General features: G+C 41.3%; 23 protein-coding genes. 7 read left to right on the top strand and 16 right to left on the bottom strand.

The annotated features are described in order from the left end of the window. Nucleotides 1–22: 22 nt before the first annotated feature. From EL081_RS01715 to EL081_RS01700, 4 genes are all read right to left on the bottom strand, one after another. On the bottom strand, nt 23–901 hold the full coding sequence (locus EL081_RS01715; protein WP_126403752.1) for a transporter substrate-binding domain-containing protein: 879 nt from the start codon (nt 899–901) through the stop codon (nt 23–25). Between the two features lie 27 nt (nt 902–928). Then, nucleotides 929–1,930, bottom strand: coding sequence for a uroporphyrinogen decarboxylase family protein (locus tag EL081_RS01710; protein ID WP_126403751.1), 1,002 nt, complete (start codon nt 1,928–1,930; stop codon nt 929–931). A gap of 99 nt (nt 1,931–2,029) precedes the next feature. Further along, nucleotides 2,030–2,230, bottom strand: coding sequence for a hypothetical protein (locus tag EL081_RS01705; protein ID WP_126403750.1), 201 nt, complete (start codon nt 2,228–2,230; stop codon nt 2,030–2,032). A gap of 17 nt (nt 2,231–2,247) precedes the next feature. Beyond that, nucleotides 2,248–3,249: a uroporphyrinogen decarboxylase family protein gene (locus EL081_RS01700; protein ID WP_126403749.1), complete on the bottom strand. Its 1,002-nt coding sequence runs from the start codon at nt 3,247–3,249 to the stop codon at nt 2,248–2,250. Nucleotides 3,250–3,572: 323 nt separating this feature from the next. Between EL081_RS01700 and EL081_RS01695 the strand changes: the two genes are divergently transcribed. Continuing rightward, the gene (locus EL081_RS01695; protein ID WP_126403748.1) at nt 3,573–4,394 is read left to right on the top strand and encodes a Cof-type HAD-IIB family hydrolase; all 822 of its coding nucleotides are present in this window, start codon (nt 3,573–3,575) and stop codon (nt 4,392–4,394) included. A 272-nt stretch (nt 4,395–4,666) separates the two neighbouring features. On the opposite strand, the gene glmS is transcribed toward EL081_RS01695, so the two are convergent. The 6 genes from glmS to EL081_RS01655 all read right to left on the bottom strand — a co-directional run bounded on the left by glmS (nt 4,667) and on the right by EL081_RS01655 (nt 12,304). Then, nucleotides 4,667–6,475, bottom strand: a complete 1,809-nt coding sequence (gene glmS / locus EL081_RS01685; protein WP_126403747.1) for a glutamine--fructose-6-phosphate transaminase (isomerizing) — start codon at nt 6,473–6,475, stop codon at nt 4,667–4,669. Between the two features lie 326 nt (nt 6,476–6,801). Further along, nucleotides 6,802–7,680: an ABC transporter permease gene (locus EL081_RS01680; protein ID WP_126403746.1), complete on the bottom strand. Its 879-nt coding sequence runs from the start codon at nt 7,678–7,680 to the stop codon at nt 6,802–6,804. Next, on the bottom strand, nt 7,673–8,602 hold the full coding sequence (locus EL081_RS01675) for an ABC transporter ATP-binding protein (protein WP_126403745.1): 930 nt from the start codon (nt 8,600–8,602) through the stop codon (nt 7,673–7,675). Before EL081_RS01675 ends, EL081_RS01680 begins: the two co-directional genes overlap by 8 nt. Nucleotides 8,603–8,940: 338 nt before the next feature. After that, nucleotides 8,941–9,867 carry a helix-turn-helix domain-containing protein gene (locus EL081_RS01665; protein WP_126403744.1) on the bottom strand — a complete coding sequence of 309 codons (927 nt, stop codon included), beginning with the start codon at nt 9,865–9,867 and terminating at the stop codon, nt 8,941–8,943. A 218-nt stretch (nt 9,868–10,085) separates the two neighbouring features. After that, nucleotides 10,086–11,465, bottom strand: coding sequence for a glycoside hydrolase family 1 protein (locus EL081_RS01660; protein WP_164555428.1), 1,380 nt, complete (start codon nt 11,463–11,465; stop codon nt 10,086–10,088). 146 nt (nt 11,466–11,611) lie between these two features. Beyond that, nucleotides 11,612–12,304: a gamma-glutamyl-gamma-aminobutyrate hydrolase family protein gene (locus tag EL081_RS01655; protein WP_126403742.1), complete on the bottom strand. Its 693-nt coding sequence runs from the start codon at nt 12,302–12,304 to the stop codon at nt 11,612–11,614. 168 nt (nt 12,305–12,472) lie between these two features. Here EL081_RS01655 and EL081_RS01650 point away from each other — a divergent pair, with 168 nt between their 5' ends. Further along, complete coding sequence (locus EL081_RS01650) at nt 12,473–12,661, top strand: class IIb bacteriocin, lactobin A/cerein 7B family (RefSeq protein ID WP_126403741.1); 189 nt, start codon at nt 12,473–12,475, stop codon at nt 12,659–12,661. Nucleotides 12,662–12,875: 214 nt separating this feature from the next. After that, the gene (locus EL081_RS01645; protein ID WP_048717604.1) at nt 12,876–13,034 is read left to right on the top strand and encodes a class IIb bacteriocin, lactobin A/cerein 7B family; all 159 of its coding nucleotides are present in this window, start codon (nt 12,876–12,878) and stop codon (nt 13,032–13,034) included. 210 nt (nt 13,035–13,244) lie between these two features. Here the strand turns inward: EL081_RS01645 and leuS are convergent, their stop codons facing one another. From leuS to EL081_RS01625, 4 genes are all read right to left on the bottom strand, one after another. Beyond that, nucleotides 13,245–15,746, bottom strand: coding sequence for a leucine--tRNA ligase (gene leuS / locus EL081_RS01640; protein ID WP_126403740.1), 2,502 nt, complete (start codon nt 15,744–15,746; stop codon nt 13,245–13,247). Nucleotides 15,747–15,949: 203 nt separating this feature from the next. After that, nucleotides 15,950–17,932 (bottom strand): peptide ABC transporter substrate-binding protein, encoded by a 1,983-nt coding sequence (locus EL081_RS01635; protein ID WP_126403739.1) that lies wholly within the window; start codon nt 17,930–17,932, stop codon nt 15,950–15,952. A 187-nt stretch (nt 17,933–18,119) separates the two neighbouring features. Next, nucleotides 18,120–18,794, bottom strand: a complete 675-nt coding sequence (locus tag EL081_RS01630; protein ID WP_126403738.1) for a CPBP family intramembrane glutamic endopeptidase — start codon at nt 18,792–18,794, stop codon at nt 18,120–18,122. Nucleotides 18,795–18,888: 94 nt separating this feature from the next. Beyond that, nucleotides 18,889–19,029, bottom strand: a complete 141-nt coding sequence (locus EL081_RS01625; protein WP_006595056.1) for a bacteriocin — start codon at nt 19,027–19,029, stop codon at nt 18,889–18,891. A gap of 291 nt (nt 19,030–19,320) precedes the next feature. On the opposite strand from EL081_RS01625, the gene EL081_RS01620 reads away from it, so the two are divergent. The 4 genes from EL081_RS01620 (at nt 19,321) to EL081_RS01605 (ending at nt 22,273) form a co-directional block, all read left to right on the top strand. Next, complete coding sequence (locus tag EL081_RS01620) at nt 19,321–20,244, top strand: helix-turn-helix domain-containing protein (protein ID WP_126403737.1); 924 nt, start codon at nt 19,321–19,323, stop codon at nt 20,242–20,244. 229 nt (nt 20,245–20,473) lie between these two features. Beyond that, nucleotides 20,474–20,704, top strand: coding sequence for a hypothetical protein (locus tag EL081_RS01615; protein WP_126403736.1), 231 nt, complete (start codon nt 20,474–20,476; stop codon nt 20,702–20,704). Next, nucleotides 20,701–21,534 (top strand): ABC transporter ATP-binding protein, encoded by an 834-nt coding sequence (locus tag EL081_RS01610; RefSeq protein WP_126403735.1) that lies wholly within the window; start codon nt 20,701–20,703, stop codon nt 21,532–21,534. The genes EL081_RS01615 and EL081_RS01610 overlap by 4 nt, the downstream gene beginning before the upstream one ends. Then, a complete protein-coding gene (locus EL081_RS01605; RefSeq protein ID WP_126403734.1) occupies nt 21,527–22,273 on the top strand; it encodes an ABC transporter in 747 nt (248 codons plus the stop codon). Before EL081_RS01610 ends, EL081_RS01605 begins: the two co-directional genes overlap by 8 nt. A 181-nt stretch (nt 22,274–22,454) precedes the next feature. Here the strand turns inward: EL081_RS01605 and EL081_RS01600 are convergent, their stop codons facing one another. Further along, complete coding sequence (locus EL081_RS01600; protein ID WP_126403733.1) at nt 22,455–23,546, bottom strand: glycerol dehydrogenase; 1,092 nt, start codon at nt 23,544–23,546, stop codon at nt 22,455–22,457. 273 nt (nt 23,547–23,819) lie between these two features. Next, nucleotides 23,820–25,715: a M13 family metallopeptidase gene (locus tag EL081_RS01595; RefSeq protein ID WP_126403732.1), complete on the bottom strand. Its 1,896-nt coding sequence runs from the start codon at nt 25,713–25,715 to the stop codon at nt 23,820–23,822. Nucleotides 25,716–25,760: the final 45 nt, after the last annotated feature.

Raw genomic sequence — 25,760 nt, 5'->3', positions numbered from 1 at the left:
GCTATACGCACCCAGTTTCATCTTATTTTTCTTTATCTACATAACTGAAGACATCTTCACCGAAATATTTTTCGGATAGTTTGGCAAGCGTTCCATCTTCTTCCAATTCTTTGATGGCCTTGCTGTAAGCTTCCGCAAATTTTTCGTTTTTCTTATCCTTATGAATCAATGGGTAAGTTGGAATTCCTTTGTAGGCAAACCAGCTAAGTTTGTCTGCATATTGGTGGTAAGAACCATCTTTATCTGTGACAGCTTTTTCAAAGGAAAGTTTGATGTCAAAGAAGGCATCGTAACGACTTTCAAGTACCCAAGCATAAGCATCTGCGACTTTGAACGATTCGGCAGCTGTTAATTCGATTTGTTGGTCCTTATGCTTGTCATTGTATTCTTTAATAACATTCCATTGCGCATTTTGTGGTGAAATTGGAACCAATTTTCCTTTTTCTTTAGCAAAGTCATCAATGTTCTTGTATTTATCCGCATCTTCTTTTCGTACGGTAAATCCGATGATACTTGCTCCGATTGGTTCTTTTGGTATGATAAATTTCTTGGCGCGTTCTTCGGTATACCAAGCTCCTTTGGTTCCGATATCATACTTACCAGATTCTAGACCGATCAAGAGGTCGTCGTCACTCGTTCCAGTATACTCAAACTTGTAGTCTGGAAGTTTTTCGTCAATGGCTTTGAGCACGGCTACTTCATAACCATCTGATTCTCCTTTTTCATCGACAAAATCGTAAGGTACATAGTTTTGAGTGTGGGCCACTTTCAAAGTTGTTACTTTATTAGATCCTGTTGATTCTTTGCTGTCATTTGCGTGATTCAGGCTTCGACCAATAATCGTTGCGCCTGCAAGGGCAAGAACAGCTACCCCACCGATAATCCATGTTTTTTTACTCATACTCTCTTTTCTCTCTTTCTATTTTCCTTATTCTGCTGCAGCTTCACGAACCCATTCGATTCGTTCTTCATCAATGTCACTTGGAATGGTACAATCCGCACCGATGACCAAGCCTGTAGTTCCTGTCTCTGCGATGATGCGTTTGGTTTCTGCTTGGATAGCAGCCTTGTCTCCTGTGTAGAGAAGACCATTTTTGCCATTTTCAAACCCACCAAGAACCGTACGTCCACCGAAGATTTCGCGTCCTTCTGCCAGACTGATTCCTTCTGGTCCGACTGCCCAGTTAATGACTGGGGCTGGGTAATCTGTGAAGAGATGGATATCATTGCGAGCTCCTTCGTAGCCACAGATATGAAGGATATTTACCCCACCGGCTTCCTTAGCTGTCTCTAAGACATGGAGTTCACTCGGCGCGATGACTTGTTTGTAAACTTCCTGACTGACACGCGCATCTTGGATGCTTTGAACACTGAGGTAGATCCCGTCTGCTCCAGCTTCTTTGATGATTCGTTGGCTCAAACTTGCGATATCTTGGCCAATAGTATCCAATACTTTTTTAAGAGTTGCTGCATCTTGATCGATAAAGTTTGCAATCAAGTCATCTCCACCTGACACTTCTCCGACCAACCATTTGAAGTAGGTCACTGGAGCAAATATGTTGTAGATGGCTACAATGTCTTCTTCAAAACCGGCACGGATTTTTTTGACCAATTCTACCTGCTCTGTGATCCATGGATGATCGGCTCCAAGGGGTTCAATCCCTGCTAAGTCTGAGATGTTTTCAAGGCCTTTGTGAATGGATGGGTTTGGATAAGCAAAGTAGCCATCACTCATGAGTTTGACAAAGTCTGGTTTGACCTTGTGAAGAAAGTTTTTATGGCCATTGAGGTTTTTTTCGATAATCTCTGGATTGGAAAATCCTTTCAACCATTCATCTTCCCTTGTAAAATGATGCCAAAAGCCAACTGGCACACGATCAACCGCTTCCCCTCTAAAAGCTTTTAAGACTAATTCTCTTTTTGTAGACATGTTCTTACCTCGTTCTGTTCTTTTCTTGCTAGTTATCTTAACACTTGGACTTTTATTTGACTAATATATATTTTTTATCAAGCCCTTCATCTTTTTTTATCACTGATCTTCTAGGAGCAAGACACCCGCTAGATCAGACGGGCGAATGAGGGAGAGACTGTGGGCTGGAATTTTCTCCAGCCTTGCCATATCCGGATCCTTTTTGCTTTCCTCTTGACTGCTAGTGGCTACAACTTTTGCGAGTCCTAGGACTAAGAATAAAGCTACCAGCACTATACACCAGACATTGATTTTTTTCATCTCCCTCTCCTTTCTTCTTACAAGACGGCCGCCTGACGCACCCAATCAAGACGTTCCAATTGGAAATCGTCTGGTACGGTACAATCCGCCCCAAGGATCAAACCACGACTTCCTGCTTCTGCCACCAAACGACGCGTTTCTTGCTCGATAGCGTCTCGTTCCCCTTGGTAGAGCAAGCCTTTCTTGCCATTGACAAAGCCACCTAGGACAGCACGATCGCCAAAGAGCTTGCGACCTGCTGCTAGGCTCAGACCTTCATGATAGGTCGCCCAGTTAATGACTTGAGCTGGATAATCCTTGAAGAGGTCCACTTCATTGCTGGCCCCTTCAAAACCACAGATATGAAGGATATTGATGCCTCCAGCTTCATTGGCTGCTTCTAGAACGGCGATGTTGCTTGGCTCAATGAACTTGCGGTATTCTTGCTCTGTCACGCGCTCATCTTGGATCTGCTGAGTTGAGAAGTAAATCCCTTCCACTCCTGCTTCTTGAATCAAGCGGCGACTAAGAATGGCGATGTCTCCTGCAATCACGTCAAGGACATGGGCCAAGGTTTCTGGATCTTCCTTGAGAAAGGTCGCAATCACTTGGTCTCCACGGGATTGATCCGTACGGAACCAGCGTTTCAAATAGGAAATGGGCGAGAAGATATTGTAGAAAGAAGCAATCTCTTCATGGAAATGGGAACGAATTTCCTTGACTACTTTAATCTGCTGTTCAATCCAAGGATGATGCTCTCCAATTGCTTGAATGTCCTTTAATTCTTGGATCGATTGGATCTCTCTCGAATAAAGGGCACTCGGATAGCGGAAGAAGCCATCGCTCATGATCTTGACAAAATCAGGGGATATTTTTTCAACATAGTGTTGGTGTCCTTTGATACTCTTTTCAAGCACGGCTGGATTGTCTAGCCCCAATTCTTTTTCTTCTTGGGTCACATAATGGAGCCAAAATCCTACAGGGATTCGCTCTACTGCTTCGCCTCGAATGGCACGAAGCACCAACTCTTTTTTACTCATACAGTGAAACCTCCTCAATATCTTCTCCAAAAGGAAGACTGACTGACCGCTTCCTTTCTGAAATTTGTAACCATGATATCACCTCAAATAGTAGCTGACTAATATATTTTCCCTATCAAGGCCTTAAAATTTCTTTATTGAGGCAGGTATCAAAAAAAGCGCAAGTCCTTGAAAATAAAGCCTTGCGCGCATTCTTATCTATTATTTTATTTTTGAAGAAAGGGACCTACTTTGAAAATTACTTGACCCCGTTATAAGAATCAACTATACCTCTCCTTTCCATTCTCCTAAAATATGGTATACTAAAGAAAAAGGAGGTGCCTATGTCTTCCATTCGTTTAATTGTCAGTGATATCGACGGAACCATTCTGGACCAGCAACATCAGGTCGATTCCGCCCTTATCAAACTCATTCCCCAGCTCCAAGAAAAAAAGATTCCTTTTATCTTGGCATCGGCTCGCTCTCCTATCGGGATTGCTCCTATCGCAAGAAGTTTGGGCGTCCATCAGGAACCGATCACTTGCTACAATGGGGCTCTCATCGTCAAGGGAGAAGAGATTCTATTTGAACACAGTCTGGACAAATATGAGATCCGCACCTTCCTCCATCGTGTGGACGAACTAGACCCCAGCATTTCAATTAATTGTTATAGCGGGGCAGTCTGGTTCAACTCCAGAGAGGACCAGTGGACCCAAGTTGAGGCTGCTATTACGGGTGAAACTCCCCAGATACAACCACTTTCTCAGACCCTCTCTGATGATACTCTCCATCTACATAAATTGCTCTTGATAGGAGAGACTCAGAATATTCAAGAACTCTATAAAAAGCTAGATCCGCAAGAATTTCCACAGACTGCTTTTTACCTTTCAAAGGAAAACTACCTAGAAGTCACTGCCAAAGCCGTCTCAAAAAGAGATGCTGTCCTTGAACTGGCTTCTTACTACCAAGTCCCCTTAGAACAGGTCATGACCATCGGAGACCACTTCAACGACCTCCCCATGATTCGTCTGGCTGGACTTGGAGTTGCCATGGGAAATGCTCCTGAAGCTGTCCGGAAGGAAGCTCAAGTTGTCACTACCAGCAACCAAGAACACGGTGTAGCACAAGCTATCCAAGAGTATGTCTTATCGCCATCAAACAAATGAGAGTGGGACAGAAATCGGTAATTCGTTAGAGTTCGATTTCGTCGTCCCACCTCCGCACAGTTGAGTAAGGCTGTAAAAGCTGATGAAATCAGCGCAGTAGAGCCCACTCAACCACTGCGTCTTGCTCAACAAACCAAAGACAATTGAGAGGCTAGGACTTTTGTCCCAGCCTCTTTATAACTCTTCCTTTTCTTTTCTAACTCACTGTTTTTTAACCCAGCCTCTGATAAAAGAAAAAGAAGCTAGGACTGGATCCTATCTTCTTTTCATTTTTATTCTACTGTTACGGACTTAGCAAGGTTCCGTGGTTTATCCACGTCGAGGCCACGGTGAAGGGTTGCAAAGTAAGCAATCAATTGAGTTGGTACCACCATTGAGATTGGTGAGAGGTAAGGGTGGACCGTTGTAAGGACGATGTCGTCTGTATCTTTGGCAACATTTTCTTCTGCGATGGTGAGAACCTTAGCGCCACGCGCTGCCACTTCTTGGATATTTCCACGAGTGTGGTTGGCAAGAACCGGATCCGACAAGAGGGCTAAAACAGGTGTTCCATCCTCAATCAAAGCAATCGTTCCGTGCTTGAGTTCTCCAGCCGCAAAGCCTTCGCATTGGATGTAAGAAATCTCTTTAAGCTTGAGACTGGCTTCCATGGCTACATAGTAGTCTTGACCACGTCCGATGTAAAAGGCATTACGTGTTGTTTCAAGAAGGTCACGAACCTTAGCATCAATCATTTCTTTCTCTGAAAGGGTTGATTCGATAGACTGAGCTACGATAGACAACTCGTGAACCAGGTCAAAAGCTTTAGCTTTTTCATTCCCATTTGCTTCACCGACTGCTTTTGCAAGGAAGGCAAGTGCTGCGATTTGCGCTGTATATGCCTTGGTTGAAGCTACGGCAATTTCAGGACCTGCATGAAGCAACATGGTATGGTTGGCTTCACGTGACAGAGTTGAACCAGGCACGTTTGTCACTGTCAAGCTTGGGATACCCATTTCATTGGCCTTAACCAAAACCTGACGGCTATCAGCTGTTTCACCAGATTGACTGATAAAGATGAAGAGTGGTTTCTGGCTGAGAAGTGGCATACCGTAACCCCACTCAGAAGAGATACCGAGTTCAACTGGCGTATCTGTCAATTCTTCCAACATCTTCTTAGAAGCAAAGCCTGCGTGGTAAGAAGTTCCAGCTGCAAGGATGTAGATACGGTCTGCATCTTGAACAGCCTTGATGATAGCTGGGTCTACGACTACTTGACCAGCCTCATCAGTATAGGCTTGGATCAACTTACGCATAACTGTCGGTTGCTCATCGATTTCCTTGAGCATGTAGTAAGGGTAAGTTCCCTTACCGATATCAGACAAATCAAGTTCAGCAGTGTAGCTAGCACGCTCACGACTATTTCCATCATAGTCTTGAACTTCAACGCTATCAGCTTTTACGATTACCAACTCTTGGTCATGGATTTCCATGTATTGGTTAGTTTCACGAATCATAGCCATGGCATCTGAGCAGACCATGTTATAGCCTTCCCCAAGACCAATCAAGAGTGGTGATTTGTTCTTCGCTACATAGATGACATCTGGATTTTCAGAGTCAATCAAGGCAAAGGCATAAGAACCACGGATGATATGAAGGGCTTTTTTGAAGGCTTCAAGCACTGATAAGCCGTCTTCTTCCGCAAATTTTCCAATCAAATGTACGGCGATTTCTGTATCCGTTTGTCCCTTAAAGTGGTGACCCGCAAGGTATTCTTCCTTGATTTCAAGATAGTTTTCGATCACCCCATTGTGGACCAAGACAAAACGTTCAGTCTCAGAGCGATGTGGGTGAGCATTATCTTCTGTTGGTTTTCCGTGAGTAGCCCAACGAGTATGTCCGATACCAGTTGTTCCCTCAACCCCAGCTGTCTTGGCAGACAATTCTGCGATACGACCAACTGCTTTCACCAAATGGCTTTCAGCGCCACCTAGGACAAAAATCCCCGCAGAATCATAACCACGGTATTCGAGCTTTTCAAGTCCTTGAATCAAAATATCCGTTGCATTTGTATTTCCAACAACACCAACAATTCCACACATAGTTTTTACGACACAGACAAGCTGTGCTTTCTCCTTCTATAAAAATGAAAGAAAATAGGTATCCATACTTGAGTTCCCTTATTTTCTTAGCCAATTTATAAAATTGGTCTAGTCTGATTCGATAGAAAAATCATCAGCGGAGTCAGTATACAATGCTTTTTTCTGTTTGTCAACCTTTAAAATCCCAGAAATTGGTCTAGTTAAGGAAGGCTTAAGAAAAACCTATCAACATCTTGGTTGATAGGGTAGGATGATTGGCTTATTTTAAGATCCTCATTGATTCCAACTTATCTAAATGTGTATCCAATAATTTCATAAGCATCACTTCATTTTTTTACCTTCTTAATCATAAAATGAACTCCTAGCAAAACAACTATCATAATAGAAATATAGGTAAACATGAACTGAGTCGATAGTTGTTCCCCACTCGCATTCCGCAAGATAATCCCATAAGATTCTTTGTAGTTCGTAATTACTGTAGACGGTGCATGATCGAAGACTTTACTAATTGCATCTTTCATCAAAATCTGTTTTAGTAGTGCATTTACCTGTGTTAGAGGGAAACAGGTCATGATCTGTTGCAAAGTTTCTCCAACAGACCCAATAGAAAGATAGACACCTGAGATAAATCCAATAAAGGTTCCAACAATTGTACTCAAAGTTGTAAAGGCTGAACTGGTTCGAATAAAAGCTAAAATTGGAAGAATAATAGTTGCAGCTAGTACAGTTCCCATTGAAACAACTCCTAAAATAGATAAGTAATCCATCGTTGAAAAGTCAAGAAGAGAACTGAATCCATTAAACATACCAATTGCAAAGATACAAGAGAACATGGTCATAACAATTCCAAATAAAATCGCAAAGATCGCATACGATAGTTCAATTTTAAAGTTAGAAATTGGACTGACTTTAAAATCTTCACTCAACTTCTTTTCTCTATCCGAAACCATTACTCCAAATGCACCAAGAGTACTGGTCATTGAGATAATGGTCGTTAAACCTGAGATTAGCCAATAATTGACCATCTGGATGGTATCCGTAGAGGCGGTATCACTATTCAAAGCCTCCTTGATGGCATCAATCTGAATTTGTCCTAAAAAGACTTGATAAACCAAGATCAAGATGATGACTGATAAGAAGGACATAAAGAAAGCTAATCGATCTCGTGTATAGACTTTCCGATTTCTAGAAATTAATTCAAGCATCTCCTTCTCCTCCTTTAGATTTTAGTAAATTCAAATAAGCTGCTTCTAAATTTGAATATTCAACATTAAATGTTTCAATAATTGATTTTCCTTGATTTTCTGCAATAATTTCCATCATCTCTTCAACGGAAACATCCTTACATACGACTTCTGCCTCCGAAAGGATCTGACACTTCTTTACAAATTTAGATACAGATAACGATTTTACTGATTGACCAGGTTTTAAAGTGAGATTCAGGTTAGTGGTTGAATGCTGTTTAATAAAATTGGCAATATCTCCTGAATAATACAAGTTCCCTTCAATTAAAACATTTAAAATATCACAAGCAGCCATCTCTTCTAAATAATGTGTAATAAGAACGACTGTCATATTATCTTTCTTATTCAACTGATGAATCGCTTCCCATAAATCATAACGAGACTGTGGATCTAAACCAGTTGTTGGCTCATCTAACAACAGCAAAGACGGTTGTGGTAGTAAAGCTCGGGCAATATCTACTTTCCGTTTTTGTCCTCCTGACAAACTTCCATATTTCTGCTTTTTAAGAGTTGCCACGTCTAAATAAGATTGCAAATCTGTAATACGTTTTTGTACTTGTGATTTTGATAACCCGTACAAAGCTCCACGAGATACTAAGTTTTCCTCTACCGTTAAGTTATCATCTAAACGATTACTTTGAAATACAATACCGATATGTCTATAAAAATCTTTAGTTGATATCTTTTTTCCATTTACGTCCCAAGAAATTTCTCCTGAACTTGGCTTGAAATTTTTAATCAACAAATTAAAGAGTGTTGTTTTCCCTGCACCATTTGGTCCAAGGAGTCCATAAAATTTACCTTCCTCAAGAACTAAATCAATTCCTTTCAAAGCCTCAAAGGAACCATAGCTTTTCTTTACATTGTGTAATCTAATTTCCATTTTCTGACACCAAGATCCTTTTTTCTTTCCTTGTACTCTCAGTATACCCAATTTCTATCCTCTAACGTGAGGACATTCATGTCCTGTCTAATCATCAATTTCACAAAAAAAGGCTGGGACAAAAGTCCTAGCCTCTCAATTGTCTTTGGATTGTCGAGCAAGACGCAGTGGTTGAGTGGGCTCTACTACGCTGATTTCATCAGCTTTTACAGCCCTACTCAACTGTGCGGAGGTGGGACGACGAAATCGAATTCTAACGAATGACCGATTTCTGTCCCACTCTCTAAATGTTCATTTTATATTTTTCAAGAACAACAGACGAAAGGATAAATACTTCCCTATACCTCAGTGTAGTTTAGACCTTTTTTTGCAAGGTCCTCTTTCCATTCTTCTTGCATGTTTCTCTTCACTAGATCCTCAGATAATAAGTCCGCCATCAAGCATACTTTTTGATAATCATTTTTTGCTTTTTCTAGATCATCTTCTATAAATAAAGCAACTTTCCAATTTAAAGCATAAACAAAAATATTATCCTGAAAATCATGTCTCTTTGTCATAATATCATTTAAGGCTTTAACAATGTCTGGCAACCTGTCATATATCCCATAATGGGCTAACACGCCTGCAGCTGAGATGAGCGTATTTTGTAGCATTTCCAACTCTGATAAGGGGAAATAATCTATCGCAAGTATAATCTTCTCCACTAAGTGTATAAATTCATCTTGATCAAAGACTCCCAAAGCCAAAGAGAGCAAGCGCAATTTGATAATTTCCACATCGTTGAGATTTAACTCTTTTTTCTTCATGGCTTGCTCTAGATACTCATCTAATAAACCTTGATCAAAAGAAGGATTTTTGGATCCAATCATATCAACCGTAGCTTGAGCGACCTGGACAGACAGTTTTTCTTCCTCTGGCAGGTGATCAAAATAATTTTCGTAAATATCTTCAATAATTTCTTCATGCCGATGAAGACGATCTTGATCTCCATAATGGTATAACGTCCGTAATTGATACTTCAGGTTCAGATATTCTGCCGGCAATTCTAAACTAGTTTGATTCGTTAGCGTATCTAGGGAAACACCTAGTTGCTCAGCAATATACTTTGCTGTTGCAATCGTTGGTAAAGACTGACCCTTTTCAATTCGCTGGAGTTGGCGTGTCGTTAATAGGTCCTCAATACCACAGATTGCTTGTCTACTTAATCCCTTACTTTCACGTAGAGTTTGTACTTTTTGTCCTAGTTCTGTTTTAAAATCTATCATACAAGCTCCTTTTCTTCTGATTTTATTATAGCACATATTGAAATTGAAGGCTTTTTAACCTTTTCCAGCACTAAATGAAAAATCGGAAATGAAGAATGCCGTCAGAAACATCTGCATCTGATGGAGTTCCACACTTCCGAAAATAAAACTAGTCAGTCATTTACTGAAATAATCGGGTTCTATCCTACTTAGATAATAGAATCCTCAATAACTTACTCTTAAAATCCATTCTGCTGGCTCAACTCACGGAACCAATGGCCTGATTTTTTCAGGCGTCTTTCCTGAGTGGCTAAGTCTAATTCGACAAGACCGTAGCGGTTTTTATAGCCGTTGAGCCAAGACCAGCAGTCAATAAAGGTCCACATGAGGTAACCCTTACAGTTGGCCCCTTCTTGAATAGCCCGGTGCAACTCACGCAGGTGGTCTTTGACGAAGTCAATCCGGTAGTCATCTTGGATTTCCCCGTTTTGGCGGAATTTTTCTTCCCCTTCAACTCCCATTCCATTCTCTGTTAGGAGCCACTCGATGTTGCCGTAATTTTCCTTGATATTTTGAGCAATATCATACAAGCCCTGCTCATAGATTTCCCAGCCTCTATGTGGGTTGATCTTTCTTCCTGGCATGACATAGGGTTCGTAGAACTGTTCGACCAACATCGGAGACTCTGGATTTGGCGCATAACGGGGCGCAGATACCCGCATGGGTTGGTAATAGTTGACTCCTAAGAAGTCAACTGTATGTTTTTTTATCAGCTCTAAGTCACTTGGGTCTACCTCTGGCAAGAGAGCACGTTCCCGCAAAATCTCTACCAACTCTGGTGGGTAAGTCCCAAGCACAGACGGATCGAGAAAAGACTTGGCTTGGAAGAGTTCAGCGATTCGTGCCGCCTTGACATCTGCTGGATGTTGACTCCGAGGATAGGCTGGCGTCAAGTTCAAGACTACTCCGATTCGGTAACTTGGATCCACCTCATGGCAGACCTGAACCGCAAGGCTACTTGCCAACTGGGTGTGGTAGGCGACTTTGACGGCTGCAGCGGCATCCACCTTATGTGGGTAATGGGCATCATAAAAATAGCCAAACTCTACAGGAACAATGGGTTCATTAAAGGTGATCCACTGATCGACTAAGTCCCCATAGGTTTCAAAGCAGAAACGAGCGTAGTCGCGATAGGCGTAGACCGTCTCCTTGTTCTCCCACCCGTCTCCTTGCTCTTGCAAGGCAAAAGGAAGGTCAAAGTGATAGAGATTGACCATCAAGTGAATGCCTTTTTCCTTAATGCGTTCAAATACTTGGCGGTAAAAAGCTACTCCTGCTGGATTGGCTTCTCCACGACCCTCAGGGAAAATCCGAGACCATTGGATAGAAGTTCGAAAGGCAGTATGCCCGGTCTCGACTAGAAGCTCAATATCTTCTTCCCAATTTTCATAAAAGGTCGACGTTAAGCCGGGTCCTTCTTGGAAGCGAAAGCGATGAGGCTCTACCTGGTACCAGTAGTCCCAGAGGTTGTCTCCTTTGCCATCTCCGGCAAAGCGCCCTTCTGTCTGTGGACCAGATGTCGAAGTCCCCCATAAAAAATCTTGTGGAAAGTTGATCATGTGTTTATCCTCTCTCATTGTCTTCCTCTCTATTATACTCCCTTTCAGCCCTCTTCCTAGAGACTATTTTCAGTCATTTTTACGCAGATTATAGAAAAAACACGCTAGCGATCAGAAGACCCGATTTCAAACGTGTTTTGTTTCTATCATAGTTGATTGACGACATAATCAAAGAGAGCCTTGTCTCCTTCACTTATCTGATAACGCAGTTCCGGATGCCACTGAACCCCTAGAAAGGCTGTCCCGTGGGATGATTGCACCGCTTCGATGATCTGATCTTCAGGGCTAAGAGCAATCACTTCTAGATGAGGGGCTAAATCCTTGATACTCTGATGGTGGTAGGAATTGATCTGACCAACTTCCCCGAATAAGTCCCGCAAAACGGTCCCTTTAACAGTTTCGATCGTATGACTAGCTTCGCTGGCAGGATTTTCTTGCCAGTGGTGGTCGATATCTTGGTAAAGTGTCCCGCCCATGGCTACATTGTAGAGCTGCATGCCTCGGCAAACCGTAAAGATGGGCTTCTTAGCAGCCACTGCTTCCTTGATCAAGGCCAACTCGAAAAGGTCACGCTCAAGCAAGTAATCGTCACTGACAATCTCTTTCTCTGCCCCATAAAACTGAGGAGAAACATGCTGACCACCTGTGATGATTAGCTTGTCAATCAAGGAAATATAGTGCTCAGCCGTTGCTGGGTCTCCAATCGGAAGGATGAGGGGGATGCCCCCCGCTTCTTGAACACCCTGGACAAAGCCTGTCGGTGTATAACTGAGGTACATTCCATCCTCTTCACGGAAAGGGCGTTGATTGCCCGTTATCCCAATCACTGGTTTCTTCATCGCTCATTCTCCAATCTCTTCATAGCTAATATAGTTCCTTATTTTATCACACTCCAAAGGTGACTTTCAACTTTTTTGCATGATTTTGAAAATAAGGAGAGATTTTCTAGAATTTTTACGAATAATACAGGTGAAGAAACAATTTTCTTCAAAGAAAGGAGAAGATAGATGAACACAATTTCTATTCATTCTGATGACATACTATCAGATCATGAACTAGCCTCTATTCAAGGTGGATTTATCCCAGCTGTCATTGCAGGGGTAGCTACATGGAAAATTGCTACAACTGCTGTCAGTAGTATCGGACTCGTTTTTGCTGCAGGAGCAGGACTAGGATATCTAGCTAACCGTCCATAGGTAAGAACGATGAAAAAAAGACGCATATTCCATATCATCACGATATCTACTTTACTTTTTTCTAGAATCTTTTTAGCAGTTCTACAAATCTTACACGACCTTCACTATCTCACACTCCCATTTGAAACTTATGGAGTGAGTGATTTACTTTCTGGGATTCTTGTTATTTGGATCCTCATCATTGCATATCGGGGAATCAGAAAGGAGAAAAGCAATGAACAATTTACAACTTTTAACAACTGAAGAATTAGAAAACACCAAGGGCGGTGTTGGCCTAGCTGAAATCGTTGCGATTTCAGGAGTTGCGAACTTTTTCGTATCCGTTTTTAATGCAGGATATAAATTCGGAGCTGACTTAGCCCGACGCCATTAATATAAAAAACAGTTGAAAAAATTTCAACTGTTTTTTATTAGTTATTTCACAACAATATTTACAAGTTTGGTTGGCTTCAATAGTCCAGTGGACTATTGAAGGTGGCAGATAGGGCTAATAAACTCGTTATTTAACAACGATATTAACGAGTTTAGTTGGCTCAAACAGTTTGGGGAACTGTTTGAGGTTGCAAATAAGCAAATAAATTGGTTATTTTACAACAATATTAACCAATTTATTTGGTACCGCAATCACCTTCACAATTTCCTTGCCATCGATTTCTGACTTGACTTTTTCGTCAGCTAGAGCGACTTCTTGCAATTCTTCGCGTGAAAGGTCCTTTGCAACCATGAGTTTGGCACGAACTTTACCTTTGATTTGGACAACGATTTCGATTTCGTCTTCAACCAATTTGCTTTCGTCCCATGTTGGCCAAGCCACATAAGAGATAGACTCACCTGTTGCTGCGACTGTTTGCCAGAGTTCTTCTGCCAAGTGAGGCGCAAATGGGGCAATCAATTGGATAAAGCCTTTGGCGTAGTCTACATAGAGTTTGTCTTCCTTGTTGGCCGCATTGACAAAGACCATGAGTTGAGCAATGGCTGTGTTGAATTTCATCGACTCGATTTGCTCAGTGACAGCCTTAACAGTTTCGTTGTAAACCTTGTCTAGAGCGCCATTGTTTTCCGCAACGGTTTCTTTACTTGTGATCAAACGGTACACACGGTCAAGGAATTTACGGCTTCCTTCCAGACCTTCTTCAGACCAAGCGATGGAAGCATCAAGTGGTCCCATGAACATTTCATAGACACGAAGGGTATCCGCACCGTATTGCTCCACCACATCGTCTGGATTCACCACGTTCTTGAGGGATTTAGACATCTTAGCTGGTGCTTGCTCCAACTCTTCTCCTGTTTCCACATGGAAGAAGGAACCGTCACGTTTTTCAACCTTGTCAGTTGCCACTAGAGCACCACGGTGGTCACGGTAGCTTGTCCCCAAGATCATTCCTTGGTTAAAGAGTTTTTGGAATGGCTCTTTGGTTGGAACAACACCGATATCATAGAGGAATTTATGCCAGAAACGAGCGTAAAGCAAGTGGAGCACGGCGTGCTCTGCACCACCCACGTAGATATCTACTGGTAGCCATTGTTTGAGAAGGTCCTCATCAGCCAATTTTTCTGTATTGTGTGGACCGATATAGCGGAGATAGTACCAGCTTGAACCTGCCCATTGTGGCATCGTATTGGTCTCACGACGACCTTTGACACCATCCTCACGAGTCACTTCCAGCCATTCTGTCAAGTTAGCCAATGGGCTTTCACCAGTACCTGAAGGGCGGATGTCCTTGGTGACTGGCAAGACAAGTGGCAATTCACTTTCTGGAACAGCTGTTGAAGTTCCGTCTTCCCAATGAATGATTGGGATTGGTTCACCCCAGTAACGTTGACGGCTAAAGAGCCAGTCGCGGAGACGGTAGGTAACCTTTTCTTGACCAAAGCCTTTTTCTTCTAGCCAAGATACGATTTTAGCAATCGCTTCTTCTTTGTTGAGACCGTTCAAGAAGTCAGAGTTGACGTGAAGGCCATCTTCTGTGTAAGCAGCCTCTTCAACGTTCCCACCTTCAAGTACTTCTACAATTGGAAGGTCAAATTGTTTAGCAAATTCCCAGTCACGTTGGTCGTGGGCAGGTACGGCCATAACAGCACCTGTACCATAGCTAGACAGAACATAGTCTGCAATCCAGATTGGAATTTCTTTGCCATTGACAGGGTTGATAGCATAAGCACCAGTCCAAACCCCTGTTTTTTCCTTGGCAAGGTCTGTACGAGCTAAGTCTGACTTGAGGCTGGCTTGGTGTTTGTAGTCCGCTACAGCCTCAGCTTGTTCAGGTGTTGTGATGGCATCTACCAGTTCATGCTCAGGAGCCAAAACAGTGAAGGTCGCACCAAAAAGCGTATCTGGACGTGTTGTAAAGACGGTGAATTCCTTGTCTGTTCCTTTCACCTTGAAAGTTACGTTAGCACCAGTTGATTTCCCAATCCAGTTGCGTTGCATGTCCTTGATAGACTCTGGCCAATCCAGGTCATCCAAGTCATTGAGCAAGCGTTCCGCATAGGCAGTGATTTTGAGCATCCATTGGCGCATTGGTTTGCGGACAACTGGATAGCCACCACGCTCAGATGTTCCATCTGGAAGGACTTCTTCGTTAGCGATGGCTGTTCCCAATTCTTCCACCCAGTTTACTGGCACTTCCGCTTCATAGGCCAAGCCTTTTTCATAAAGCTTGGTGAAGATCCATTGCGTCCACTTGTAGTAGTTTGGATCTGTAGTATTGACTTCACGGTCCCAGTCGTAAGAGAATCCAAGCGCATTGATTTGGCGTTTGAAGTTGGCAATGTTTTCTGCTGTGAATTCCGCTGGGTCATTCCCTGTATCCATGGCATATTGCTCCGCAGGCAAACCAAAAGCATCCCAGCCCATTGGATGAAGGACATTGTAGCCTTGGGCACGTTTAAAACGACTGAGAATATCGGTCGCTGTATAGCCTTCTGGGTGCCCTACGTGCAGACCTGCTCCCGAAGGGTAAGGGAACATATCCAATGCATAAAACTTCGGTTTTGAAGCGTCTGTTCCTGTCTTAAAGGTGTGATGGTCAGCCCAGTGTTTCTGCCACTTAGGCTCGATTTCTTTGTGATTGTAAAAACTCATGCTGTCTCTCCAATTTTCGTGATGCTCCTATTATACCATTTTTAGGGGATTTTTAAAGGTTCTATTCACCAAAAAGAGGCTGGGACAAAAGTTCTAGCCTCTCAATTGTCTGCGGAGGTGGGACGACGAAATCGAATTCTAACGAATGACCGATTTCTGTCCCACTCTCTTCCCTGTTCAATATACAATCGCTCTTAAAGCTCCTAGTCTTCTACGTGACTTTCTAGTTCTTTTTGAGCTTTCTTATTGGATTCTTCTTTTTCTTTCTTCCATTGTTCACGCGCTTCATCGTACTCCTTGGTTGTCAAAACTTTGTCTTGCAATTCCAAGTACTTGTAGTTGAAGGTTTGACCCTTGTGTCCTGTCCAAGCAAAGGCAGCTGTGTATGGAACTGTCTTACGAACACCTGGAGAGGCACCATCTGAATGAATCGGGATTAAGAGGGCACTATCAGTCAACCAAGCCTGAGCCTTAGCATATTTTTCATAGCGGTCATTGACATCTTTTGTTTCATTATGTGCATCTTCAATCAATTGATCGTATTCATCAAAACCAGCTTCTTTAGCAGCTGCGTTATTAGTACCAGCATCAAATCCGAAGTAAGAATTTGCATTTTCACCATTCTTAGAGTTTGTGATATCTAGGTAAGAAGATGGATCGGTATAGTCTGGACCCCAACCCAAGTTGTTGTTCAAATCCCAGTCTTGTTGAGAAGCATTTTCAGCAAAGTAGGTCACTCGTTGAAGATCATCCTCAGAAATCATATTCAAGTCGATGACTACATTTTCTGCTCCCAGAGTGGATTCGATTGACTGTTTAAAGGATTGTGCTTGCTTGACTCCTTCTGTAAAGGTTGATGAAACAGGGAGGTCCAAATGAATCGGGAATTCTACCCCTTGGGCTTGAAGGGCTTCTTTAGCCTTGGCAAATTCTTCCTTAGCCTTGGTTGGATTGTAAAGGGTATCTTTTCCATCTTCGATAGAGACACCTTTCCATTCATCACCGTATGCTTCTAGGTTTTTCTCTACAGCTTCCCCAAATTCCTTGCCATCGATTTGGACAAAGTTAGGAGGAGTAAAGGTATTCCGAATGACCTTATCCGCAGATGCTTCCCCGTTAGCTTGAGCTACATAGGATTGACGATTAAAGGCAAACATAATGGCTTGACGGAAGTCTTTATTCAAGATTGCTTTCTTGGTTGAACTCTTTTGAGCATCTGTCGTTTTAGTTGTAATCTCATAAGCTTGACGGTCAATATTGAAGGACAAGTTATAAGTAGAGGATCCTTGGTCACTAAAGACGATGTCATCTTTGTGTTTCTTCTCTACACTCTTATAGTTAGAACCATTCGGGAAGACACGGGCAACGGTAAAGTCTCCGTTATCAAAACCACGGATCAAAGATTCTGAATCTTGCCCGTCATAATAGGTTAGCTTCACCTTAGAAATCTTGACATTATCTGCATCCCAATAGGTTGGATTCTTTTCAAGCGTCACAACAGATTTAGATGTGATGGATTTGATCAAATAAGGACCACAATAAAGAATACTAGAAGGGTTCGTGCCTTGACCGTAGTCATCACCCTTAGAATCTAAGAATTCTTTATTGACTGGCATCAAAATGCCCATAGTCGTTTTTGAATTCCAGAAACTTTCTGGTTGGTTCAAGGTGAATTGAACCGTATAGTCATCAATGGCTTTGATACCAACCGTTGAGAAGTCTTTGGTTTTTCCTGAGACATAATCATCCAACCCTTTAACGGATTGTTGGACGAGATAGAGGGCCGAAGATTTCTTATCCGCCGCGTGCTGAAGCCCCGTCACAAAGTCTTGGGCCTTGACTTCCCCATACTCTTCTCCTTCAGCAGTCAGCCATTTGACCCCTTTACGAAGTTTATAGGTGTAGGTCAGACCATCTTTTGAAACAGTCCAATCCTTAGCAAGAGATGGGATTAAGTTGCCGTATTTGTCAACTTCTAACAAACCATCCACAGCATTACCTGTAAATTCTGAAGTTGACCGTTTATTAGAAAGTGAATAATCCAAAGTATCCGGATCTTGCGTATAGACATAGCTATAGACCTGGTTGTCCGAACTTGAAGATTTCCCTCCTTGTGAGCAGGCTACCAGTGCGCTTACAGACAAAAGCAGAGCGCCGGTGGCTAAGAGTAGCTTCCCTTTTTTCATATGGATCACCTCTGTATAAAATGTTATTCTTCATATTAAATTATAGCACTTTACAGAAAAATGTAAACGCTTAACTGTATAATATTTCAAAAGTTAGAAAAAATAGTTGTTTTGACTGCATGCAAAAAAGCAGTTTTGACTGCTTCTTTGATGATGGATAAAGGCCCCTGTCACTACCTCCCCATGCTTAAATCCCACTGACCAGGAGGGATAAGAGGGTAAGGAAGCTATTCCAAGAGGCATGCTGAAGGATAGCCCAGTAAATCGATTTGGTATAACGCAAGACCGCACAAAATAGCAGGCCCGGTACCAAGTAGACGATAAAGCTCGGCAAATCCCAGCCATGCTGCCAAACATGCGAGAGGCTAAACAAGGAGGCCGAAACAAGCATATCCAGCTTATACTTCTGATAAGGTGCCAAAGCCGTCATGACTAAATCACGAAAAACTAGCTCTTCCACAATGGGAGCCAGCAAGCAGGCATAGACATAGCGTATCAACATTAAGGCCCAGCCTGACAAGTCCTCAGATATTTCTGCAAGGGCTATGGAATTCTTAGTGGGCGGAAATACCGCAGCAGAAAACATATCCCATAAAAAGTGAGCAAGAAAAACAAGCACAAACACCGCAAAATAAGAAGCTTTAAAGGTGAATTTCCCGTACAAGTCCCAACGACGACTCTTTACCAAGAGTGTAACGGCTAACCCCCCAATCAAACCGATCAACAAGAGGATCAAGCCATAATAAGAGTCATCCGATAGGTGGCCCACTAAATCCGTTGGGAGTCCCACGTTAAAAAGCGCAAAATTGATGCAGAGAATTCCAATTGTCGCTAGTTGAAACAATCTGTCTGTCTTACTCATTGCATTTACTCTTTCATTTAATCCTTTCTACCGAGTTCCAATCTGCCTTAAGATCTAACTCTCAGAACACTTCATCCTAGAACTCTATCATGTCTTAAATACGAGCGAGCGGTGGTCGCTTCACAAATCCAGGACGTCCAATCTCAATCTTATCTGACTGACCTTGAACCACATTTGGGCGAGAACCTCCTCCTCCTACAATCTGTGCCAATTCTTTTTGACTACATTCTGTCATTTCATTTCCTCCAATTTGTATTTGTAACGCTACCTCCTGAGTCTATCAAAGATTGGAGCCTTTGCCTTTTCTTTTTTCTATATGGTTGCATTTTTCAGCTATGTGGGAGGGAAAAGCTATTCATTCAGAAAAGAGATTCCTTAATAAGCACTTCAAAGTTTCTAACTCATAAATATGAGATTCTAAACAGTTAATTCATTTGGATCCTAGCAAAAATGACACAGAAATCCTTGAAAAAGAGAGCTTATTTCATGATATAATACTGATAAATATTAATTCTAGGAGTAAGGTATGACTATTGAAGATAAAGATGCTGAATTAAAATTGAGAATCGGTAACAATATTCGGGGAGCTCGTCTGAACCAACATATGACTCAAGCAGATGTTTGTGGAGATGAATCAGAATTAACTATTCGTCAACTTGCTCGTATTGAAAACGGCCAAGTATTAGTGTCTCTTTCTAAATTAATGTTTTTATCTCAGAGATTAAATTATCCAATAGAGGACATCATAGATGTAGACAAAATAGAAATACCCAAGCGGTATCTGGAATTAAAAAATAAAATAATCCGATACCATACCTACGGTGATGAAGAACGTATTGGTTTGTTGGAAGACATGTTTGATGAAATTTATGAGCATTTTTATGACCATCTACCAGAAGAAGAGCAACTACTGGTTGAAGTTTTACAAGTTCAACTAGATGTTTTTACTAGCCGAAATATTACCTATGGATTGAGTTTGCTCGAAGAATATTTCCAGCAAATTTTGAAAAAGAAACAATACAGTTACAATGATCTCCTAATTATCAATTTGTATTTTCTTTGTTGTGCTACTGGTCTAGAAGATAAAACTTATTTTGAAGAATTATCTAAAAAAGTTTTATTATATATTGATTATAGTGATAATGATCGTATCTATATACTTGAAAGAATATTGATAGGAATTTTAATACAAGTAAAAACAGAGGATTACTTAATTTATACCAAAGTTTTACGCGAGATAACTGAAAGTACAAATAACTTCCAACACAAACCTGCTATTTATGCTTTTGAGACTAAATATTATTTGAAAGTGGAAGAAAGTTATGAAAAAGCAGAGCAATCTTATAATAAAGCCATTGAGTTTGCTAAGATGCTGAACGATCAGGTTCTAGTGAATAACTTGACCAAAGAAAAAGAACGAGATTTAGGTGGGAAGGAATCAACTGTATAAGCAAAGAGAAGTTTACGAACTTCTTTTTTTATTGCTCTTGCTAACCTTGTTAGTAAACCGACTTGACTCTTGCAAATCCCCAGCCGATGGCTAACCTGACTTAGATGTCATGTTCTTTTTGTTTTCTTTGAACTACAATAGAAGCATCAAAAGGAACACACAAAGAAAGGAAGAATCTGATGGTATTTACTAACACATTAAATCTATTTTGTGATGGGATGATATACCTATGAATAAGGAGTTAACATACGAGATATCTTCTCATTTTATCGAACAAAAAAGGATTACTATCAAAAACCAATCAAAAACAAGACGTCTCTGTAAGGTGATGGTCAATCATAAACTTTTCAAAATTCTATTATTAGCTCCCAATGAAAAAGAGACATTGGTCTATGAAAAACCGGAAGGCATTGAAATAATTGAAATGACTGATTTAACAGAAAGCGAGGAAAATAAATGACTTCAATGGTTGTTGCAAAAAATATCGTGAAAACATTTGGCAGTAAGATTGCCCTAAATTCTATTAATTTTGAGATTAAAGAGGGAGAGATTTTCGGATTTCTGGGACCATCCGGATCTGGGAAAACAACGATGATCAATATTCTTACTGGGCAACTACTACCAGACAGTGGAATTACTCAATTGTTAGGAAAAGATTCTCAGGATCTACATCCGACAGATTTAGAAAAAATTGGGATCGTTAGTGACCAAAGTGGGTTCTATGAAAAACTATCCTTAGAAAAAAATCTCCTTCTATATGCAAAGCTCTATGGCGTTAATTTGAATAGAGTAGATGAGTTACTTGATCAGGTAGGGCTGTTAGCTAGCAAAAAGATATTAGCAGAGCAATTATCTACTGGAATGAAGCAACGGATGTTACTGGCTCGCGCTTTAATCAATCAACCTAAAATTCTATTTTTGGATGAGCCAACAAGTGGTTTGGACCCAACAACTTCAAAATCGATTCATGAGTTGTTAGTTCACTTAAAAGAAAGTGGGACCACAATCTTTCTAACCACTCATGATATGAACGAAGCTACTTTATTATGTGATCATTTGGCCTTGTTAAATAAAGGAAAACTCATTGAAGAAGGTAGTCCAGCAAATATCATTCAAAAATATAACACAAATAAACGGATAAAAGTTATTTATAAAAATCGTGAAGAAAGAATCTTTGATTTTTCAGAATTATCGACATTAGCTACAAATGATATTATTTCTATCCACTCATGTGAGCCAACGTTGGAAGAAATTTTTATAAGATTAACGGGGGAAAAATTAAATGTTTAATCGAATGAAAGCACTGCTATGGTTAAGAAACCAAACTATTATCGCAAATAAAAACTTACTGGTACAAGTAGTGATGCCCTATGGCTTGCTCATTATTTATAAGAATTTTATGAATTTAGGGAAGGACAAAGGCCTTGACTTAATGTTCCTCTGCTTATCCACAGCAATTGCCATGTCTGTTGGCAGTACTGTTTCCACTATTATTGCTGAAGAGAAAGAAAAGAAGAATCTTAAAACGCTTTTACTAAGTGGTGTACGGCCATACGAATACCTTATCTCGGTTTTAGTACATCCAGTCGTAATTACTATTTTAAATATGATTTTGTTCCCTATTATTGCAGGCGCAGATATTTCTAAAATTTATTTAGAGTATGGTTTAGTAGTCATGTTGACAGCTATGGCTGTTATTCTCATCAATCTATGTATTGCTGCAATTTCTTCGACACAATCAAAAGCTCAAATGAATGGTTTACCTATTATGTTGATTGTTGCAATGGGACCTAACTTGTCTCAAATGAATCCTGATATTGCCAATTTTATTAAATATACTTTTCTTGGAGCTTATACTGAATTATTCACAAAAACAGAGTTTAGTTTAACGAGTTGTTCTTTTCAAATATTAATCGCTTGGATAATCGGTTTGTTCATTCTTACATCCTTGTCACTCAAGCTTCATAAGAGTTCAAAACCGCGAAATAAGTTACCCAAAGAGCGGGCTGTGAATACTGAATGTGTGTAAACAAAAAGATAATTCCTATTTCACATACACCTTCTAAAATGATGGTCGGATTCAACTAGTATATAATTTGAAACAGCTAAACTTGATTTATCTCCCGAACTCTTAAAGAGTCGGACCCCAGAAAACGACCAACCATCAAAAAAACCATCGCCAACAGACGATGGTTTCTGTATTTCTTTGATTAGCCTAAGGAGTTGACATAAGCATCCACTGCTACAATGGCTTGAGCAATATCAGATGCTTGTACCTTGAATGGCATTTGATGGATGGTTTCTCCTTCAATGGTGGCTTGTTGGCCAACCTTGAGAAGATCTTCGTAGCTTGCATTTTCAAGATGCATTTCTTTCAGAGTCGTTGGCATACCGATTTGTTGATAGAAACGAATGTATTTATTCAATTCTTCTTTAGGACGGTTTTCCAAGAACAATTGAACCAAGGTTCCATAAGCAACTTTTTCACCGTGAGTCAAATGGTGAATGTCTCCAGTGAGGGCAGTAAAGCCATTATGGATGGCGTGAGCTGCTGCCAAGCCACCACTTTCAAATCCAATCCCACTGAGAAGGGTATTGGCTTCAATGATGTTTTCAAGAGCAGGCGTTACCACTTTGGCTTCACAAGCAGCCATGGCTTGGAGACCATCAGCAAATAAGATTTCTTCGCAACGTTGCGCAATCGCGACACCAGCTAGAGTTTGGTGTTTGCCTAGCATGGTTTTTCCGTTGGCTTGCATTACCGCACGCGCTTCAACCCAAGTCGCTAAGCCATCTGCGATACCAGAAGCAAGCAAACGTTTTGGTGCTTGAGAGATGACTTTACTATCTACCAAGACCAATTCTGGGTTTTTAGAATAGAAGATATAGCGAGCAAAGGCACCTTCATCCGTATAAATAACAGACAAGGCTGAAACCGGAGCATCTGTAGAGGCAATAGTCGGAGCAATGACAACTGGTGATTTTAAAAGATCAGCAATGGCTTTTGCACTGTCGATGGTCTTTCCTCCACCAAGTCCGATGACTAAGTCACAGCCATTTTCTTTGGCCAGGCTGACCACACGATTGATTTCATTGTCTGACGCTTCTCCATTGAAGAAAACTGGCAAAACGGTCAGTCCATTTTGGCTAAGGTATTCTTCAAACCGTTTCCCTACGATATCATAGACCACTGAATCACAGAGTAAAACGGGATGTTTCCCAAGATCCAAAATAGGTTGCGCATTTTCAAATAAGGCATTCTCACCTTGAATGTAACGGGATGGACTTGCAAAATTTCTCATAGCCTTCTCCTTTAAAATTTATTTAGTTCACACCCATAATAGCATTTATTTCTATGAATTTCAAATAATTATACAAGACTCCATTCAATTTAATTTAAGGCTTTACGCAAACATTGGAAGCGCTTTGTTTTTTTGTTTGATTTCTCTTATGATTTCTAATCCACTCAAAAATCCCCAAAGCTAGTTTCAGTCAACTGAAACTTGGCTTCGGGGATTTTTAGTTTTTTCACGAGCGATCAAGAAAATCAATCAATTGCTTAACTGAAGTCGAGACTACCAAATAATTACACGATCCTCTGGTGCGCGCCACATGCCATCTCCTTCTTTGACATCAAAGGTTTCAAAGAATTCGTCAAAGTTTGGCAATTGAATATTGGTACGGAGTTTTCCTGGTGCGTGGACATCAACACTTGCGAGGAGTTGCATGTACTCTGTCCGAGCTTTCATGCGCCAGATGCGGGCAAAGTTGGTGAAGAATTCTTCTGCGGAGAAGTCTGCTTCTTTCTTAGCGGCTTCAAGGGCTGCAGCGATTCCTCCGAGGTCTGCTACGTTTTCAGAAACGGTCAATTTCCCGTTAATCTTAGCACCGTAAGAGTCTTGACCTTCAAACTGATCGATGACCTTTTGCGTGCGAGCAGTAAAGGCTTCATAATCTTCTGGCTTCCACCAGTCTTTCAAGCTACCGTGCTCGTCAAAGGAAGCACCATTAGTGTCAAAGGCGTGGGAGATTTCATGGGCAATGACTGCACCGATTCCGCCATAGTTGGCTGATGACGATTGGTGAAGGTCGTAGAAAGGTGCTTGCAGAATTGCTGCCGGGAAGACGATTTGGTTTTGTTGCGGATCATAGTAGGCATTGACCATATTAGCTGGCATGTGCCACTCGCTTCGATCAACCGGTTGGTTCCACTTACTCCAGACATGCTCGATGGAAATTTGAGCCAATTTTTGAGCATTTTCCACCAAGGTCTTGCTTTCGTCGATGATCTTCTTAGCATATGTTTCTGGTAACTTTTCAGGGTAACCGATATGTGGTGTGATGACATTGAGTTTGACAATGGCTTTTTCGCGAGTCTCAGGAGCGAGCCAATCCGCTTTTTCTAAGCGATCCTTATAGACCTCAATCATGGTCGCTACTTTATGCTCTACGTCTGCTTTCGCTTCTGGTGAGAATTTTTCTCCTGCATACCAAAGGCCAAGCGCTTGGCTATAAGGGCCTTCTGCCAAAGCCAAAGCGGCTTTTTCTTTCGGACGTGCTTCTGGTGTTCCTGTAATCGTACGGCTATACTCACCAGATAAGACACGGATTTCTTCAGTCAAGAAAGACGTCCAAGAAAGAGCTGCACTGAGTTTCAACTTGGCATGAAGGGTTTCCCAGCTGGCTGCTGAGTAGAATTTTGGCGCAAATTCCTTCCAGAAGCGCTCTTCTGGAACAATGATAGTATCTGGCGTTTGCCCGATCACTTCTGTAAAGAAGGTATCGAGTGGCAATTCTGGAACCAAGGCCTTGAAATCTGCCCACTCATAAGGATGGTAGAGTTTGTTGTACTCTGATTTTTCTTCGTTTGACAAGACATATTTGGCCAATTCTGCATCCGCCGCAATCACTTTATCCAGAATGTCTTTGATTTCCTCCTCTGAGAAATCAAATTTTGCCAAGAGCTTTTCAACCATTTGACGCCAAACAGCCAATAACTCTGGACCTTTTTCATTGCCTTCTTCATAGTAGGTCGTATCAGGCAAGATCAAACCGAGTGCTTCTCCCCATAAGACATTCATTTGGGCATTCATAAAGTCTGGTGATACGCTAAATGGCAAGAGATTTGGTTTGCCAGCTAGTTCATAGGTCCCCAACTTGCTGGTATAGTCTTCAAAAGAAGACAGAGCCTTAATTTCATTGATCAAGGGCATGACTGGTGCCACACCAGCTGTTTCTCGCTCATCAAAATCTGCCACCATTTTATGGTATTTTACAAAGTTTTGCAGAATGCTGTCTTCAGGCAGTTCTTCTCCCCGTTGCCATTTTCCAGTGATATCCAACATCAAGTTTTCGATATCTTGGATCAAGTCCATAAAACCACCAGTTGACGGTTTGTCATCAGGAATCACAGCTGTCTCAGCCCATTTCCCATTGACGTAATCATAAAAATCATCTTGTAAACGTACCATGATCTTCTCGCTTTCATTCTTTTCTAATAACCTTATCAAAAATAG

The sequence above is a fragment of the Streptococcus viridans genome (assembly GCF_900636365.1).
GTDB classification, from domain to species: domain Bacteria; phylum Bacillota; class Bacilli; order Lactobacillales; family Streptococcaceae; genus Streptococcus; species Streptococcus viridans_A.
Note: the sequence above shows the minus strand (reverse complement) of the source record. Positions and strands in the feature narration are given on the sequence as shown.